The organism is Formosa sp. F44 (genome assembly GCF_056238645.1).
Genome location: NZ_JBWDLJ010000004.1, coordinates 344,493 through 363,492 on the forward strand (window position 1 = coordinate 344,493; position 19,000 = coordinate 363,492).

The window sequence follows — 19,000 nt, forward strand, 5'->3', positions numbered from 1 at the left end:
GATGTTTTGGAAAGAAGAGGTTCAAGAATTGAATTAAAAACAACATTAAAATATTAATTTTTACAAACTAACATATTATGAAAATAGATGGCTTTTATAGCAATAAAAAAAGTAATTCTATAACCTGGTTTATACTGACTATGAGTTTTATGTTGTGTTGTAAACTGAGTTATAGTCAGTCGTCTTTAAATTTAAATTCAGAACATTCAGAACGGATTTATACGATTTGGGACAATGAACCGGCACCAAATAGAGGAGGAGATTTTAGCATTACTAAAGCTAGAGGATATCCGTACGATGAAGATTGGGAATTACATTCTTATCCTATTGGTAATGGGTATATGGGGGCTAATATTTTTGGTAGAACCGATGTAGAACGCATACAACTTACCGAAAAAACATTGGCTAATGAAGGGTTATATGGTATTGGGGGGTTAACAAGTTTTGCAGAAATCAATCTAGAATTCAATCATGAAAATCCAATCAATTATAGCAGGTCTATAAATATTAATGAAGCTCTAGCCTATGTTAACTACTCGCATGAGGGTGTGACGTATACCCGTGAGTATTTTATGAGCTATCCTGATAATGTAATGGCCATAAAATTAAGTGCCAATAAGAAAGGAAAAATCTCTTTTACGCTTAAACCCGAAATACCTTATCTGCGCGATTCTATTCAGAAAAACACAAGAACTGGAGTCATGAAAGTTGAAAATGATTTGATTACCATGTCAGGTTTTATTGAACATTTTAGTGTGAATTATGAGGGACAAATCAAAGTCATTAATACAGGTGGAGCATTAACCGCGACTCAGAAAGGCGATAAATCGGAAATAACGGTGACTAACGCCGATAATGTAGTGTTATTAGTCACTGCAGGAACAAATTACGAATTAAGTGAAGATCTTTTTTTAGAGGAAGTTCATAATAAGAAATTAGATAAGAATAGTTATCCGCATGAAAAAGTGAGTGACTTAATGCAAGCTGCTATAGAAAAAGGATATGAAAAATTAAAACAATTGCATTTAGAGGATTATCAATCTCTTTTTTCCCGTGTTAAGCTTCAGTTTAATACAGCAATTCCAACAAAACCTACTAAGCTTTTATTAACGGAGTATCAGGCAGATGCATCACATCACTATTTAGAAGAATTGATGTATCATTATGGCCGTTATTTATTAATTTCAACATCCAGAGCGGGGACTTTACCTTGTGGCTTACAGGGTGTTTGGAGTCAGTATGAAGTCACCCCTTTTACAGGTGGATTTTGGCACAATATTAATATACAGATGAATTATTGGGGAGCGTTAAATTCAAATTTAGCAGAAACTTTTACACCTTATATTGAATTTTTCGATGCTTACCGCCCTAAAGCAAATCGTTTGGCAACTACATATTTAAAAGAACATCATCCAGATGCGCTTGCAAAAGATAGTTTAGATAACGGATGGACGATAGGAACAGGAACTACACCTTATAAAATTGTTGGTCCAGGTGGTCATTCTGGCCCTGGAACAGGCGCGCTAACCACTAAAATGTTTTGGGATTATTACGAATTTACTAGAGATACCACCTTTCTAAAAGAAACGGGATTTCCGGCTATTTTAGGGATGAGTCAATTTTTATCTAAAACCTTAGTGCCTGTAAATGATAGTCTTTTATTGGTAAAGCCTTCCGCTTCTCCAGAACAAAAGCACAATGGCGATAATTATATTACGGCAGGTACAACATTCGATCAAGAATTGGTTTGGGAAAATCATAACGATTTACTAAAGGTGTATAAAATTCTAGATATTCAAGATGATTTTAAGAACACTGTTGAAGATGAACTTACAAAATTAGATCCTATAATTATAGGGAAATCTGGTCAGATAAAGGAATTTAGAGAAGAGGAATATTATGGCGAAATCGGTCAGAAAAATCATCGACATATCTCACATTTATGTGCACTCTATCCTGGAACGCTAATTAACGAGTCTACTCCAGAATGGATGGAAGCCTCAATCCTTACTTTAGATTTAAGAGGAAATAATACTACGGGGTGGGCTATGGCACACCGCATGAATGCTCGCGCCCGAACAAAAGAAGGTGAGAAAGCTCATGCCGTATATTCTAAATTTATAAAGGAGCGCACTTTGCCAAATTTATGGACTACGCATCCACCATTTCAAATTGATGGTAATTTTGGAACCATGGCTGGTGTTGCAGAAATGTTGCTCCAGAGTCACGAAGGGTATATTAATGTACTTCCCGCGCTTCCCAAGTCTTGGGATAACGGTGCATATTCAGGTTTGGTAGCTAGAGGTAATTTTGAAATATCTGTGATCTGGAAGAATGGCAAAGCGGTATCTCTTGAAATTCTTTCGAGAAGCGGAGGATTATGTAAATTGAAATATGAAGGGATTTCTAATAAAAATGTTACAAGTTTTGACGGTCAAGATGTAATCTTTAACAAAGAAAAAGCTGATTTGCTTTCATTCGAAACCAAAAAAGGAGAACGTTATTATCTTAAAATATTTTATTGAAGGTGTGAAAACTGAATTATGAACATTAAAAATTGAAGCCCAAGATTTTTTTTAACCTATAGAGGACTGCAATTCTAAAACGTATTAAAAACTATGAAACTTTTAAAACTATGCATGCTCTTGAATATTATTCTTGCGAATTCATATTCACTTATTGCCCAAAAACAAACCCGTCCGAATGTGATTTTTGTCATGCCTGACGATATTAGTCACAGTTCGTTTTCATATTATAAAGACAATGCGCCAAGAACACCAAACATTGATCGGTTAGGAGACGAGTCTGTGCGCTTAACAGATTTCCATGTGTCTCCAAGTTGTTCTCCAACGCGAGGTGCCTTGCTTACAGGAAGACCAAGCGATGTCGTAGGTGTTTGGCATACCATTAATGGAAGAAATATGATGCGTGCCGATGAGATTACTATGGCCGATATTTTTAAAGCAAATGGCTATGCTACAGGCTTATTTTTTAAGTGGCATTTAGGCGATAATTATCCGTTTCGCCCAAAAGATCGCGGATTCGACTATGTGGCTTGGATACAAGGAGGAGGAACTGGACAACAACCTGACTATTGGGGGAATACTAATAACGAGGCACATATGTGGGTTAACGATACTTTGGTTGAAATGACAGATGAGGATGATGGTATAGAGGGCGCTTTTACTACAAATTTCTTTATGAATCGCGCTATGGATTTTATGGAAGATAACATCGAAAAGAATAAACCTTTTTTCGCATATATCCCTCTAGGAACAGCTCATGCACCTCATGTTTTACCACCCGATGCTCGTGAAGGTGTGAGTGCTAAAACAGGAACTATTGAAAACATCGATAAGAATATGGGACGTTTAATGAAATTCTTAGATGATAAAGGTATCGCCGATAATACCATTCTTATTTTTACTACAGATAATGGAGCAGGAGGTTACTTAAGAGGCGGAAAAGGATCGAATTACGATGGCGGTACGCGAGTGCCTTGTTTTGTAAGATGGGAAGCCGGGAACTTAGGAGGTAAAGGTAAAGGCCGAGATGTAACACCGTTAACAGCACATATAGATTGGCTCCCTACGTTTATGGATGTTTTAGATCTTAAAGACATAGAAAACCGACCTGAAAAATTAAAAATTAGAGGGCGTAGTTTTAAACCATTTCTAGATGAAGATCCTACTAACGACCCATTAGCATACAAAAATAGAGCTGTTGTTATTAACGATATGTGGACAGAATTTCCTGAGAAATATAAAAAATTATCTGTAAAAAAAAATGACTGGAATGGTGATGTAATAGAACATAAATGGCGTTTGCTTAGAACAAGTGCAACTTCAGATTGGGAATTATATGATGTTTTATCAGATCTAAAACAAGAAAATAATATCATTTCAAATCCTGCCTATAATAGCGTTGTAGCAGAGTTAAAAGAGGAGTATGAAAAATGGTTTCAACTTGTAGAAGAACGTGCTAGTGAATACACGAGAATTATTATAGGAAATAAAGCAGAGCCTAAAACAACACTTCATGCACACGATTTTCATGGTACTGTAATTTGGCATCAAGACGATGTGAAAAAAGGAGCTCCTGGTAGCGGATTTATTGCTGTAGAATTAGAGAAGTCGGGGACGTATAATTTTGATTTGCGCCGTTGGCCAAAAGAAATTGAAGATAAATCAATATTAAATTCAGGCGGCGAAACGGGGAAGGCTTTAAATATTGCAAGTGCTAGAATAAAAATTTGGAATGGAAATACCATTTATGTCGACGAGAAGAAAGATGCTGACGGAGGCCAAGATGGCGTGCAATTTACAATACAGAATTTACCAAAAGGTCCAGCGTTTATTCAGACCTGGTTTTATAATGAAGCAGGAGAAATGGAAGGTGCTGTGTATTATAATTATGTCGAGCATGTTAATTTGTAAAAAAGATGTATTTAACATATTAAAACGATTTAATCACTTTCCATTTATGATACTAGTATTCAATAAAATTTAAATATCTAATACGTTATGAAGAAAATTATTTTAAGTATTTTTTTACTGCTACATATACAAAGCACTTTTGCTTTTGACATAACATTACCAAGTATTTTTGCAGATCACATGGTGTTGCAACGTAGTCAAAAGGTCCCTGTTTGGGGAACGACACAAGCAAATGCGATGGTAGAGGTTTCGTTTGCAGATCAGAAAAAGCAGGTAAAAGCAGATGTCGAAGGCAATTGGCGAATCGATTTAGCACCGTTGGAAGCGTCAAGTGAATCACGAGTTCTAACAGTTACATCTCAGTATAATAATGAGGTAACTACATTAAGAATCTTAGATGTTTTAGTGGGAGAGGTTTGGCTTTGTAGTGGACAATCTAATATGTATCGGCCTTTTAGAATGTTAATGGGAGAGGCTGTACAACCAGAATATGAACCTATTGCGGCGTATTTAAGAAAAGAAGCAGCTACAGCAAACGATCCGTTATTTCGTCAATTTAAAGTTGGTCCAGATTATAGTGTGTTGCAAGAGAAATATTTGGGAAGAGGCAACTGGTCTAAAGCAGTACATGGCGAAGTAAATGAGTTTTCTGGGACGGCTTACTTTTTCGGGCGCGAATTACGGCGGGAGTTACAAGTTCCTGTTGCTATTTTAAGTTGCAGTTTAGGAGCAACGAGAATAGAACCATGGATGCCAAAGGAGGCTTACCAAGAAAATGAAATATTGAAGAAGGCGTATATTGAAGAATTAGCACAATATAAGAATTCATTAGCATCTTGGGATACTTTTGAGGAAGATGAAAAATATAAACAGCTTTTAACAGATTGGGAAGCACAAGTGGAACAAGCTGAAAGAGAAGGCAAAAAGGCACCTTCCAAACCAAGAAAGTCCGTACATCCAGATCGGGATAGACAAATACCTGCAACTTTGTTTAATGCAATGATTCATCCTTTAATTCCATTTGCAGTAAAAGGAGCGCTTTGGTATCAGGGAGAGAGTAATACAGAACAAGGAGCAGCAACTTACGGATTAAAACTTTCTAATATGATTGAAAGTTGGAGAAAAGCTTGGGGACAAGATACCTTTTATTTTTACACTTGTCAGCTCGCAAATTATAAAACACCAAACCAAGAACCAGTTGCCGATGAAGATGGATGGGCCTTAGTATCTTATGGGCAGAGTCAAAGTCTTAAGCTTCCTAATACAGGACTGGCTGTCTTAAATGATATAGGTGAAGAAAAAGATATACATCCAAAAAACAAAATAGATGCTGGTAAACGACTTTCCCTTTGGGCGCTTAATCAAGCCTATAAAAAAGATATCGTTTACAGCGGACCTCTATACAAGAAATCTACAATTAAAGGAGATAAAATAATTATAGAATTCGATAACGTAGGATCTGGTTTAATGGTTGGAAAAAAACAATTTATGGAACCAACTATTGAAGTGCAAGAACCTTTAAGTCGTTTTCAAATTAAAGGGACGGATGGTTTGTGGAAATGGGCAAAGGCTAAAATTTTAAATAAGAATCAAGTAGAAGTTTGGCACACAGATATTGAGCACCCTGTAGAAGTTCGTTATGCGTGGTCGTCAAACCCACAAGGCGCTAATTTATACAATAAAGAAGGTTTGCCTACCTCGCTTTTTAAAACTCAAGATTAGTGAAAGTTATTTGTTTAATAAATTTTTATCGGGCGCAATTACACACAGAATAAGATAAGATTAATTCATATTTTAGGTAGGAATAATTTAGGGATTATAAACAATACATTTTGAGATTTTAGGTAGTTTGAGCCCTATGAATGTTGTATAATTTTTGATGATTTACCCAAAGAAAAATTGAAAAGTAAATGTGTATAAGAGGACTATCATTTTAAAAAGCGAGTTAAATAAAACAGTATGCTGAGCAAACCCTATTTATATCAAATGACAAAAGCCCAAATATGTTCTCTTTTTATTGTTATTATAAGTCTGTCTAGCTTTGCACAACAACTAAACTTTAAACACTTATCTGTAAAGGATGGATTGGTGTCTAATATGGTACATACCACGATACAAGATTCTGATGGATTTATGTGGTTTGGTACCGAAGACGGTCTCTCCCGTTACGACGGTTATTCGTTTCTTAACTTTTTTCAATCACCTACAGATACTTTGTCCTTAAGTAATAACTTAATTCTTACTCTGGCCGAAGATAAAAATAAGCAATTGTGGATTGGTACGCATCAGGGGCTTAATATGTTGGATCTTGAAACTTATAAAATGACCAGATTCAATGAGCTTTTTAAAGAAAATTCAGGAAGTGTTACCATTGCATCTTTATATGTAGATGATGATATGTTGTGGATTGGTACAGATAATTCGGGATTGTTTAGCTTAAATATTAACACCTATGAAATAAAGCAGTACGGGTATGTTAAAGCACCCAAGACATCGATAAGTTCAAATACAATAAACGGAATCATAAGGAATTCTAACGGGGTGTTGTTAATCGCTACAAATACAGGTTTGGATGTTTTTAATGAAACGACTGAAACATTTTCTAGCATATTAAGAGATGTTAGTGTTATTAATATGCACATTCAAAAAGATGATACGGTATTACTCGGTATGCGTTCTGAAACATATTATCTCAAATTGAAAGCCGACTTCAAATTTGAAAAAGTACCGCTACCTGATGCTTTTTCAGGAAAGGAAATAAACCTTTTTTCAGACTCTAGCAATAATTTATGGATTTCTGTGAGAGACCAAGGATTGATGTATATCAATAATAAAACGCAGAAAGCACAAAGATTACTATATAGAAAAAATGATGCCACTGGCATAAGTAGCAATGTTATTAATAATGTATTCGAAGACGCTTTCGGAAACATATGGTTAAGTTCGTTAGATTCTGGATTAAATATTTTAGATAAAAGAAGAAAAGAATTTATTCATATTAAAGATAATAATTCACCTAGCGGATTATTAAACAATAGAGTTAGGGCTCTGTACCAAGATTCCGATGGCGATATTTGGGTGGGAACTAAAGTAAATGGTACGCTAAGTAAATTTAATAGAGACAGTTTAACGTTTACCCACTTCCATTCAAATCCATCTAATCCTTTAAGTTTAAGTAACGATTTTGTATTTGATATTACAGAAGATCGTCCGGGATATTTATGGGTAGCCACTCTAAATGGGTTGAATCTTTTTAATAAGGCTACTGGAACTTTTAACGTTTATAAGCATCAAGAAAATAACGATAATAGTTTGTCGTCTAACAGTGTAAACGATGTATTGAAAACTGAAGATAATTTGTTAATTGGGACTGTAACAGAAGGGTTAGATATCTATAATACAAAAAACAAAAGATTTTCACACTTTAAAAAGACAGGTGCAAATAATCAGTTATCAGACAATAGGATTAAGGTAATTTATAAAGACCAGCGTAAAAATATCTGGATAGGTACTATTAATGGTTTAAACTTATTCGATATTACAACGGGCACATTTAAGCAGTTTTTAAATAATTCTAAAGATAAAAACAGCATTTCCGAGAATTATATATTAAGCATTCACGAAGATAAAAATCAAAATTTGTGGATAGGGACGTCGTTGGGAATTAATTTAATGGATAGAACAACTCATACCTTTAAAGTGTATACCACTAAAGATGGATTAGCAGGAAATTCGGTTAGGGGAATTTTAGAAGACAATGCAGGAAATTTGTGGATAAGCACCAACAATGGTCTTTCTAAATTCAATACGAAAACAAAAAAGTTTAAAAATTATAATCTGCACGACGGTTTACAAGCTAATGAATTTTCTCCTTTTGTATATTATAAAACGGCGAATGGGGAAATGTATTTTGGGGGAAATAATGGTTTTAATATTTTTAATCCTGAATATATTATTAACAATACGCTTATCCCAAATGTATTATTAACAGATTTTAAGCTATTTAATCAGTCAATTCCTGTAGGTAGTAACAAGTCTCCGTTGAAGCAACATATAAGTAAAACTAAAAATCTTGTCTTAGATTATAAACAATCCGTGTTTAGTTTTGAATTTGTGGCACTAAATTTTACCTCTCCAGAAAAGAATGAGTACGCTTATATGATGGAAGGTTTTGATAAAGAATGGAATTATATAGAAAATAAGCGCGAAGCGACTTATACAAACTTAGACGCAGGGGATTATGTTTTTAAAGTAAAAGCAGCAAACAATGATGGATATTGGAACGAAGTTGGCACCACCTTAAATATTAAAATTTTGCCAGCACCTTGGTTTTCATGGTGGTCTTATATTTTATATGCCATGGCTTTTGTGACTTTATTATGGTGGCTTAGACATAATGCAATAAAGCGTAATAATCTGCAAAAAGAACAGGGAATTAATGATTTAAAAATAAAATTTTTTGGTAATATAAGTCATGAGTTTCGCACACCTTTAACCTTAATATTAGGGCCATTAGAAAAAATGTTAAAGGAAAATCATGATGCACCGCAAGCACGTCAACTGCGTTTAATGTCGCGTCATACCAAAAGATTATTAAGTTTAGTAAATCAATTATTAGATTTTCAAAAAATAGGTTCAGGCGAACTAAAGGTAAATGCGACTACGGGAGATTTGGTTCAATTTATTAGAGAATTGTCATATTCATTTTTAGAGTTTTCTAATGAAAAAGATATCCATTTTGAATTTAAAACCGATATTGAAAGCTGTCAAACCCTGTTCGATAATGATAAAATCGAAAAAATTATATTCAATTTACTTTCAAATGCCTTTAAGTTTACCCCGCAAAAAGGTCATGTTTCTATTACATTAAGCTTCAATAAAAAGACTAATACATTTAGTATACTAGTTTCTGATGATGGTGTTGGTATACCTAAAGACCAGTTAAAAACTATTTTTAAACGGTTTTACCAAGTTAATAATTCTACTTCAAAAACCAATCAGGGTAGTGGGATTGGACTAGCATTAACAAAAGAATATGTCCAATTACTAGGAGGAGAGATTACTGTAGAAAGTAGTTTAGGAGCGGGAGCACATTTTATAGTCAAACTTCCCTTTGTAGAACTTCATAATGTTGTTGAGAAAGAAATGGAAGTAGAAGATATCCAACAATTACAAGACGACTTTGCAGATTTAGATACAAAGAAGTTAAATAAAAAAAGACCTTTAATCCTACTGGTCGAAGATCATGGTGATTTACGTAATTTCCTAAAAGACAACCTCAATAGTAATTATAGAATTATTGAAGCTTCAAATGGTGTAGAAGGCTTAGAGCAAACTCTGAAATATATTCCAGATTTAATTATTAGTGATGTCATGATGCCAAAAATGGATGGTAATGAAATGTGTTCACAAGTTAAAAACGATTCTCGAATTTCTCATATTCCTATACTTTTACTTACCGCACAGATATCAGAGGAGCAAGAAGTTGTGGGGTTTGAGCAAGGTGCAGACCAATATTTAACGAAGCCTTTTAGTTTTGATGTTTTAACTTCAAGAATTAAGAGTCTCTTAGCTCAGCGTAAAGCATTACAGAATGTATTTAGTAAAAAAATAGAAGTAAATCCCTCGGAGATTACAGTGACTTCTATAGATGAGCAACTGATTCAAAAGGCCTTAGATTTGGTAGAAACTAACATTGGCAATTCAAAATACTCTGTAGATCAGTTAAGTAAATCTTTGGATATAAGCAGAGGACATTTGTATAGAAAAATTGTATCCATTACAGGGAAATCTCCTTCAGAATTTATAAAATCGATACGGTTAAAGCGATCTGCACAATTACTCCAGACAAATGCATTAACCGTATCGGAGGTTGCTTATAAGGTAGGGTTTTCAAATCCAAAATATTTTTCTAAATGTTTTAAAATAGAATTCGATATGTTACCAACAGAATTTGCTTCAAAATATAAATAATGATTCATTTACAGGGGCATAGGTTAATATAGGAGACGTGTTTTACCCTATAATGCTCCCTGTTTCACCCCAAAATTAGGAGCGTTTTTTTGATGATGTAAATAGCAAAACGTAAGTTTATCAAACAAGTATACGGTATGTAAAAAACTTATTTAATAGGTTTTTTTTCATGCCTTTCGCTTTAAAAAACTTTAAAAAGTTTTTATTTAAACAAACTAATTAAAGAATAGATATAGTTTTTTGATATTAAAATATAGTAAAATGAAAAGAAGATTTTATGTGCTAGTATTGGCCGTTCTTGGTGTTTTAAATAGTAATGCTCAGAACACAGATTTAAAACTTTGGTACGATGCACCTGCTGCAGATTGGAATGAAGCTTTGCCTTTAGGAAATGGAAGACTAGGTGCTATGGTTTATGGCAATCCTATTAATGAAAATATTCAATTAAATGAATTAACATTATGGGGTGGTGGGCCACATAAAAACGATAATCCCAACGCTAAGGAGGCATTACCTGAAGTAAGAAACTTATTATTTGAAGGGAAATATGATGAGGCACATCGTTTGGCAAATAATAAAATAATTTCTAAAATATCTCACGGAATGCCTTATGAAACGGTTGGGAATTTGAGATTGAATTTTAAAGATCAAGAGAATTACTCCGATTATTACCGTGAACTTGACATTGAAAATGCAATCCATACTACTCGATATGTAGTAGATGGTGTAGCGTATAAACGTGAAATGTTTACGTCATTTACAGATCAAGTTATTGTTTTAAAATTAACCGCCAATAAAGCGGGTAAAATTAGTTTTAAGGCCTCTATGGATCGTCCGGAACCAGCAAAAGTGTCAACTTATACTGAAAATGATAATGTTTTGGTTATGACAGGTTTTGGTAGCGACAATAAAAATAAACGATTGCCAAAAGAAACACCAGCCATAAAAGGTGAAGTGGAATTTGATTCTAGAATTAAGATTGTCCCTGCCGGAGGAACGCTAACAGCTACCAAAAACACGTTGGAAGTTAAGAATGCCGACAGTGTAACGTTGTACATTTCTATAGCGACAAATTTTGTTAATTACCAAGACGTAAGTGCCAATGCTCACCAAAGAGCTACCGATTATATAGCGAAAGCAGAACAAAAAGATTATAAGGATTTGGTTACAGATCATTCAGCGTTTTACAAACAGTATTTTAATCGTGTGTCTCTAGATTTAGGAAATTCTGATGCCGCTAAAAAAACAACAGATATCAGAATAAAGGAGTTTAGCAATAGTTATGATCCAGCATTAGCCGCTTTATATTTTCAATTTGGTAGATATTTATTAATTTCTTCATCTCAACCAGGTGGACAACCTGCAAACTTGCAAGGCTTATGGTGTAAAGATTTAACACCACCATGGAAAAGTGCTTATACTGTAAATATTAATACCGAAATGAATTATTGGCCGGCAGAGGTTACTAATTTATCAGAAATGCACGATCCATTAATTCAGATGGTAAGAGAATTGTCGGAATCAGGACAAGAAACTGCCAAAGTTATGTATGGAGCAGAAGGTTGGGTTACGCACCACAATACAGACTTATGGCGAATTGCAGGGCCTGTAGATGGAGCTACCTGGGGTATGTGGCCAACTGGAGGGACTTGGTTAGCGCAACATGTTTGGGATAAATTTATGTATAATGGAGATTTAGAATATTTACAGTCTGTATATCCTGCCATGAAAGGTGCCTCAGAATTTTGTTTAAGTTTTTTAATCCCCGAGCCTACAAATAATTGGTTAATAATTTCTCCAACCATTTCTCCAGAACACGGACCTAAAGGACGTTCTAAAAGCGTGAATATTGAGGCGGGAACAACAATGGATAATCAGTTGGTGTTTGATATGTTGACTAAAACTATTGCAGCGGCTGAATTATTAAATGTAGATGCCGATTTGGTAGCGAAAATGGAAACAGCTTTAACAAAGTTACCACCTATGAAAGTTGGGCAATATAATCAGGTTCAAGAATGGATGGAAGATTTAGACGATCCAGATGATAAACACCGTCACGTTTCACATTTATACGGCTTGTATCCTTCAAATTTAATGTCTCCTTATAGTAATCCTGAATTATTTCAAGGTGCAAAAAACACATTAATTCAAAGAGGGGACCCTTCTACCGGTTGGTCTATGAATTGGAAAATAAATCTATGGGCACGTTTATTAGATGGAAATCATGCTTACAAATTAATGGGAGAGCAAATTAAATTAGTAGGTAGACCTGGCTCTCCAAAAGGAGGAGGAACATACGCTAATATGTTAGATGCACATCCGCCATTTCAAATTGATGGAAACTTCGGATTTACCTCTGGTCTGGCCGAAATGTTAGTCCAAAGTCATGATGAAGCGGTTCATTTAATCCCTGCTCTACCAGACGTTTGGAAAGAAGGAAGCGTAAGAGGATTACGTGCTAGAGGTGGATTTGAAATAACAAATTTAGAATGGGAAAATGGAGAGGTTGTAAAAGCTGTTATAAAATCTACTCTAGGAGGAAACTTACGTATACGTTCTTATAATGCTCTATTGTCTTCAGAAGATAAGTCGTTAAACACTGCAAAAGGACCTAATACTAACGCTTTCTATCAGGCAGTTAATATTAAAAAACCAGTAATATCCGATAAAGCTACTTTAGAAGAATTTACAGCGCCTAAAAGTTTTTTATATGATATAGCAACAACCAAAGGCCAAACAATAGTTTTAGTTAAAAAATAAAAACATGAAGGCCAAACTACAAGCATGTTGTCTAATCGCTATGATCACTTGGGGTGGTACTGTTTTTTCGCAAACAAAGCTAAAATCATTAGAAGATTTTAAAACACCAATAGGTGATTGGTTTATGGTGAAGGACGTAAAAGTAGACTCGGTAAACCATAAATTATTTACCTATGCAGAAGGAGGTGACTCTTTTGTGAATGGAGCAACGGGTAAAACGGTTCATTTAGAATCTAAAGAAGCCTTTTGAGATATTGAGGTGCATTTAGAATTTTTACTGCCTGAAGGATCTAATTCGGGTATTTATTTTCAAAGTAGATATGAAATTCAAATTTTTGATAGCTATGGAAAAGAAAATATAGACTTTTCTGATTGTGGCGGAATTTACCAACGTTGGGATGAAAGTAAGCCTAAAAAACAAAAAGGTTACGAAGGTATAACACCAAGAGTCAATGCTACCAAACCTTTGGGCGAATGGCAGACTTATGACATTATTTTTAGAGCCCCTAAATTTGATGCAAATGGTATAAAAGTAAAAAATGCCATGTTTGAAAAAGTTGTTTTAAATGGTGTTATTATTCATGAAAATAAAGAAGTTACCGGAGCAACCAGAGAAGGATTAGCAGGGGTAGAAGTTGCTAAAGCACCTTTAAGATTACAAGGCGATCATGGAAGAGTGACTTTTAGAAATATTAGATTTAGAGAATTAGAGATTTAGAAAATACAAGAGCTACAAAATTAAACACTTGGGTAGATGTATTTGAGAATACAGAATCAGGTGCTAATTACGATTTTGTTGTACAAGGCGATGCTACTGAAGACGAGGCTAAAAATATGTTTGAGTACTCAAATGGTGAGTTAAAGGCCATGTATAAATGGACGGCTTCAACTGCTCCTTATGGTGTGGCCATAACCAAAAAAAGATATAGCTCTTACGACTTGAAATTCGAATTTAAATGGGGAGAACGTCGTTTCGAACCGCGTCTAAATGAGATACGCGATGCCGGTTTACTGTACCATTGTCAAGCAGGAACTTATGCATGGCCTCCAAGTTTAGAATATCAAATTCAGGAAGGAGATTGTGGCGATTTATGGAGTATACTAGGTGTAAGTTGTGATGTTTTAAGAGATGGAGAAATTCTAGTGCTAAAAAAAGCAGATTATAGTCGATCTAAAAAGTTTGTCGATAAAGAAAAAGCAGGATGGAATGAGGTCTTATTAAAAGTTCGAGGCGATAGTGCACAATATTATTTAAACGGCGTACTTGTTAATGAGATTATTAATAGTAATTACGCAGGTGTTAGTATCAATTCTGGTTTTATAGCCTTACAAGCAGAATATTCTGAATTGATTTATAGAAACATAAAAATAATGGAGAAATAGTAAACAAGCAACGTTTAATGTGGATTTGATGTTTGTTCAGGTTGATAAAACGCATTAGCCGATAATCGTATTTATGAAGAATTATATAGGAAACATATTTTGTGGAGTGTTAACGCTTATCTCTTTAATGGCTACTGGGCAAGCCAAAGAAAAGTGCGTAGAAGAAAATACTTCGGGTGTTTATACTAGGCCAAACATCATCTTTTTGATGACCGACGATCAGCGTTGGGATAATATGGGATGTTACGGTAAACCGGAGTTTAATACCCCTAATATAGACAAGTTAGCTGCAGAAGGGGTTACCTTCGATAATGCATTCTATGCTGTGGCTATATGTATGCCTAGTCGAGTAACAATGCTTACTGGACGTTTTAATTCTAATCATAGAGTGGGCTTTGTAGCTCCAGACGATTATACATTATCCCAATCCGATTTTGAAAAAAGCTACCCCGCACTCCTAAAACAAGCAGGCTATAGAACAGGTTTTGTAGGTAAAGTCGGGTTTACAGTTACCGAAAAAGCAACGCGACCGAGTACACCAAAAGAACACTTTTATAAAGAGCATTTAGGTAATACTTTCGATTATTTTGCGGGAAGTGAAACTTACGATTATAAGGGGCATGTTACTTGGCCTGAAAGTGATGTGGAACTACAGAATATCTTTAAGGAAGGTCGAGAAAATTCTGGAAGAACTTTAAGGACTGGAGAGGCCATGCTTCGATTTATCGATACGCAGCCAAAAGACCAACCCTTTTGTTTATCTGTCAGTTTTTATGCTGTAAAGCACGATAAAGATAGAGATGTCTATATGCCCCATTATGAGCAATTCAAAGATCATGAATTTGAAGCGCCTAACAATTGGGTAGAAGGTGAAAATCCAGATTTACCTAATGTTGTAAAAGAAAATGCTAGAGGCGTGTATTTACATCGCCAAAGGTCATCGACTCCAGAAATGTATCAACGTCTTGTCAGTCGGTTTGCAGCACAAGGTTACAGCGTCGATGATCAAGTAGGATTATTGGTAGATAAGCTAAAAGAAAAAGGGATACTTGAAAACACAATCATTATTTACACTAGTGATAACGGACGCTTTCAAGGTTCGCATGGTTTATTCGATAAGTGTCTATTATATGAAGAATCGGTTAAAGCTCCATTAATTATTTATGATGGTCGTATGCCTGAATCTAGGCGTAAACGTCGTGAAAAGGCTTTGGTTTCGTCGGTAGATATGGCGTCTACAATAGTATCACTTGCCGGTTTAGAATCTTCAAATAGTATGCAAGGAAAAGATCTTACCCCTGTTTTAAATCAAACTCAAGACATGTCGCAATGGCGTGATGCCGTGTTTATGGAAGATTTATTTCTAGTAGATATGTTTAAAGAGCGTTATAAAGAGAATGTAGATGAGATTAATCAAAATTTAATAAACAGTAATAAGTCGTATCGAGCTCATGGCGTGCGAACAGAGCGATGGAAGTATTTTGTGTATTACGAACATACTCCAAAGATTGAAGAATTATATGACTTAGACAACGATCCATCAGAACAGCATAATCTGGCGAATACATCAGAGTATACACAAATTCTAAAGACCTTAAGGATGAAAACTGAAGATTTATATCAGAAGGCAATTCAGACTAGATAAAAAGAAATAGGAATTAATTAACCTGAAATAAATAACTCAAACTAACTATAAATACACGATTTTATGAAAAAGAACATGTGCTTCTTAAGTATGTTTCTCTTGGTGTTGGCAAGTTGTAATACTAAGTTTAAACATCAACTAGAGAAAACCAATCATGCTGTGACTATTCAACAAGATAGTTTAACCCTAAAAATTGAAATAATTGACGACGCAATTATTCATGTAAAAAAGGAAATAAAAGGAACCCCGGCGTCCACCATTCCGGATTATGTCACGGTTTTAGAACCTCAAGATGTGAATTGGGAATTAAAAGAAACGGAGAATGAATTAACCATCAGTACCGATTTAATTAAAGTGTTAGTAAATAGCGATGGCACGATAACTTATGAAACTAAAGACCATAAAAAATTAGTTTCAGAAACGAATGAACAGACTTTTATAAACTTAGATGCGGATGCCGAGCATACGGTTTCGCAAGGATTTCATGCTGGAGATGAAGGTTTGTATGGATTAGGGCAATTTCAAAGTGGTATTATGAATTGGAAGAATGTTCCAATTCGTCTTCAACAGTACAATCAAGAAATAGCAGTTCCGTTTTTAGTGTCAACCAAAGGGTATGGTATTTATTGGCATAATTATAGTTTAACAGATTTTAATTTACCTCAAAATGAAATTAAATTTGAAACCGCTAAAACCGTAGCTAAAATGGCAAACACTCCATCAACTCCGGTAGAAGGCGAAAAAGAGGATGTTGCCGCACATATTACGAAATCTGAGGCTGAAGAAAAAAACATTAGAGAAACTACTTTTACACCAACCAAAACTGGCGAATATAACTTTTTAGCACTAAGTGATAATGGCGGACGGATGCGCGGTGCGATTAAAGTAAGTATTGATGGCGACGATGTGATTAATTATTCTACCATTTGGATGCCTAGACGTTATTCAGGAAAAAAGCATTTAGAAGCAGGAAAAACGTATAAAATAGTGTTTCAAAATACGGGTGCTAAAATTCCTGGAAATTTATATTATAACGCGCCAGACTATAATAAAACTGTTTTCAGTAGTACGCAGGGTAATGTTATAGATTATTATTTGGTGCAAGGAGAAAATCCGGAAGCTGTAATTTCGCATTATCAAAAATTAACAGGAACGGCGCCTATGTTTGCTAAAAGTGCATACGGATTTTGGCAATGTAGAGAACGCTACCACAATCAGGAGGAATTGTTAGCCAATGCCAATGAGATGCGCGAGCGGAAGATTCCTTTCGATAATATTGTACAAGACTGGTTTTATTGGCCAAAAGGAACGAAAGGGCCAGAATGGGATCCTGCTAAATATCCAGATCCCGATGCTATGGTAGACGAATTAAAATCTTTAAACTTAAAGTTAATGGTGTCTGTATGGCCAGAGGTTAAAAATGAAGCTTTAGAAGCAAAGTATAATCTTAAAAAGATTAAAAGTAGTAACTATATAGACATTTATGATGAAGGGGTAAGTGAACGATTTTATCGCATGTTAAGCGATTCTATGTTTCATAAAGGTGTGAGCTCTATTTGGTTAGATGGTACAGAGCCAGAGGGAGTTACAGATGCAACGCAAATGACGGCAGTGGGACGTTTTGAAGAGGTTCAAAATCCATATTCACTTTTAGTCACAAAAGCGATGTACGATGGGAGAAGAGCAGAGTTCTCAAACGAACGTGTGTTTAATTTAACGCGTTCTGCCTATGCAGGACAACAACGCTATGGAGCTACCTCTTGGTCTGGAGATGTTGAAGCCTCGTGGGAACAATTTTCTGAACAAATAGCTGCGGGTTTAAATTTCACTATGGCAGGAATTCCATATTGGACGCACGATATTGGTGGGTTTTTTAGGGATTCAAAATCTATTAATCCGGAGTTCGACAGTCAATATACCAATCCAGAATTTATAGAATTACTAACACGTTGGTTCCAGTTTGGTACCTTTAGTCCGATTTTCAGAATCCATGGTTATGTGTCGGAAACTGAGATTTGGAGATATGATGATGCATTTGAAAGTACAGCGCGAAAATTTATCGATTTACGCTATCAGCTTATGCCGTATATCTACTCACAAGCTTGGCAAATTACAACTAACAGTAAGCAGCTTATGAGTCCGCTGGCGTATCATTATCCAAACGATAAAAATACCTGGGAGATTAAGGATCAATTGTTCTTTGGAGAAGCGATAATGGTTGGTTTCGTGACTGAATATGAGAAACGAGAAAAAGAAATGTACTTCCCAAAAGGACAGTGGTATAACTTCTGGACGAATGAAAAAATTGAAGGTGGAAAAACCATTACTGTGAAAGCAAATCTAGATGAAACACCACTATTTGTAAAAGCGGGAAGTATTATTCCTATGGGACCAAAATTGAAGTATGCGACTGAAGACACAGACGAACCTTTACGTATAAAAGTGTATCCAGGCGCAGATGCGTCATTTACATTATATTTTGACGATAGTGAATCTTATGATTATGAAAATGGAGAATATTCAGAACTTAAACTGAATTATTCCGAAGCCACTAAAACACTTTTAATAACTAAAGGAAATGGTGAGTATTTAGACTTTTCTAAAAGCCCTTTGACGCTAATTGTTGAAATGATTGGCGGTCAAAATCAGACGGTGAGTTTTTCAGGTTCAAATTTAGAAGTTGAATTATAAACGATTTAACAAACACAAATACATTCAATTTTTGCAAGTGAAGTTTGAGGTTTAGTAGCCTTTAGCTTCACTTGTTGTGTTTAGGTATATAATTTATAGTGATTGAACCATG

At 35.0% G+C, this 19,000-nt stretch carries 10 protein-coding genes; all 10 read left to right on the forward strand.

Features of this window, described 5'->3' with window-relative positions; translation table 11 throughout:
* The first annotated feature begins 77 nt into the window (after positions 1 to 77).
* The 10 genes from AC0UBM_RS14270 to AC0UBM_RS14315 all read left to right on the forward strand — a co-directional run bounded on the left by AC0UBM_RS14270 (position 78) and on the right by AC0UBM_RS14315 (position 18,888).
* The gene (locus AC0UBM_RS14270; protein ID WP_475689053.1) at positions 78 to 2,525 is read left to right on the forward strand and encodes a glycosyl hydrolase family 95 catalytic domain-containing protein; all 2,448 of its coding nucleotides are present in this window, start codon (positions 78 to 80) and stop codon (positions 2,523 to 2,525) included.
* Between the two features lie 93 nt (positions 2,526 to 2,618).
* Positions 2,619 to 4,436: a sulfatase-like hydrolase/transferase gene (locus AC0UBM_RS14275; RefSeq protein ID WP_475689054.1), complete on the forward strand. Its 1,818-nt coding sequence runs from the start codon at positions 2,619 to 2,621 to the stop codon at positions 4,434 to 4,436.
* Between the two features lie 87 nt (positions 4,437 to 4,523).
* Entirely contained in the window at positions 4,524 to 6,158 is a 1,635-nt protein-coding gene (locus tag AC0UBM_RS14280; RefSeq protein ID WP_475689055.1) for a sialate O-acetylesterase, read from the forward strand.
* Positions 6,159 to 6,422: 264 nt separating this feature from the next.
* Positions 6,423 to 10,409, forward strand: a complete 3,987-nt coding sequence (locus tag AC0UBM_RS14285; protein WP_475689056.1) for a hybrid sensor histidine kinase/response regulator — start codon at positions 6,423 to 6,425, stop codon at positions 10,407 to 10,409.
* A gap of 261 nt (positions 10,410 to 10,670) precedes the next feature.
* On the forward strand, positions 10,671 to 13,169 hold the full coding sequence (locus tag AC0UBM_RS14290; protein ID WP_475689057.1) for a glycoside hydrolase family 95 protein: 2,499 nt from the start codon (positions 10,671 to 10,673) through the stop codon (positions 13,167 to 13,169).
* Between the two features lie 4 nt (positions 13,170 to 13,173).
* Positions 13,174 to 13,419, forward strand: a complete 246-nt coding sequence (locus tag AC0UBM_RS14295) for a hypothetical protein (protein WP_475689058.1) — start codon at positions 13,174 to 13,176, stop codon at positions 13,417 to 13,419.
* A 9-nt stretch (positions 13,420 to 13,428) separates the two neighbouring features.
* A complete protein-coding gene (locus tag AC0UBM_RS14300) occupies positions 13,429 to 13,887 on the forward strand; it encodes a 3-keto-disaccharide hydrolase (RefSeq protein ID WP_475689059.1) in 459 nt (152 codons plus the stop codon).
* Positions 13,875 to 14,552 carry a 3-keto-disaccharide hydrolase gene (locus AC0UBM_RS14305; RefSeq protein WP_475689192.1) on the forward strand — a complete coding sequence of 226 codons (678 nt, stop codon included), beginning with the start codon at positions 13,875 to 13,877 and terminating at the stop codon, positions 14,550 to 14,552. Before AC0UBM_RS14300 ends, AC0UBM_RS14305 begins: the two co-directional genes overlap by 13 nt.
* A gap of 73 nt (positions 14,553 to 14,625) precedes the next feature.
* Entirely contained in the window at positions 14,626 to 16,197 is a 1,572-nt protein-coding gene (locus AC0UBM_RS14310; protein ID WP_475689060.1) for a sulfatase-like hydrolase/transferase, read from the forward strand.
* 63 nt (positions 16,198 to 16,260) lie between these two features.
* Positions 16,261 to 18,888, forward strand: a complete 2,628-nt coding sequence (locus tag AC0UBM_RS14315) for a glycoside hydrolase family 31 protein (RefSeq protein WP_475689061.1) — start codon at positions 16,261 to 16,263, stop codon at positions 18,886 to 18,888.
* The last annotated feature ends 112 nt before the right edge of the window (positions 18,889 to 19,000 follow it).

Excerpts from the sequence above, each read along its gene's own strand:
- AC0UBM_RS14270 (WP_475689053.1), top strand. The coding sequence starts at position 78 with ATGAAAATAGATGGCTTTTATAGCAATAAAAAAAGTAATTCTATAACC.
- AC0UBM_RS14275 (WP_475689054.1), top strand. The coding sequence starts at position 2,619 with ATGAAACTTTTAAAACTATGCATGCTCTTGAATATTATTCTTGCGAAT.
- AC0UBM_RS14280 (WP_475689055.1), top strand. The coding sequence starts at position 4,524 with ATGAAGAAAATTATTTTAAGTATTTTTTTACTGCTACATATACAAAGC.
- AC0UBM_RS14285 (WP_475689056.1), top strand. The coding sequence starts at position 6,423 with ATGACAAAAGCCCAAATATGTTCTCTTTTTATTGTTATTATAAGTCTG.
- AC0UBM_RS14290 (WP_475689057.1), top strand. The coding sequence starts at position 10,671 with ATGAAAAGAAGATTTTATGTGCTAGTATTGGCCGTTCTTGGTGTTTTA.
- AC0UBM_RS14295 (WP_475689058.1), top strand. The coding sequence starts at position 13,174 with ATGAAGGCCAAACTACAAGCATGTTGTCTAATCGCTATGATCACTTGG.
- AC0UBM_RS14310 (WP_475689060.1), top strand. The coding sequence starts at position 14,626 with ATGAAGAATTATATAGGAAACATATTTTGTGGAGTGTTAACGCTTATC.
- AC0UBM_RS14315 (WP_475689061.1), top strand. The coding sequence starts at position 16,261 with ATGAAAAAGAACATGTGCTTCTTAAGTATGTTTCTCTTGGTGTTGGCA.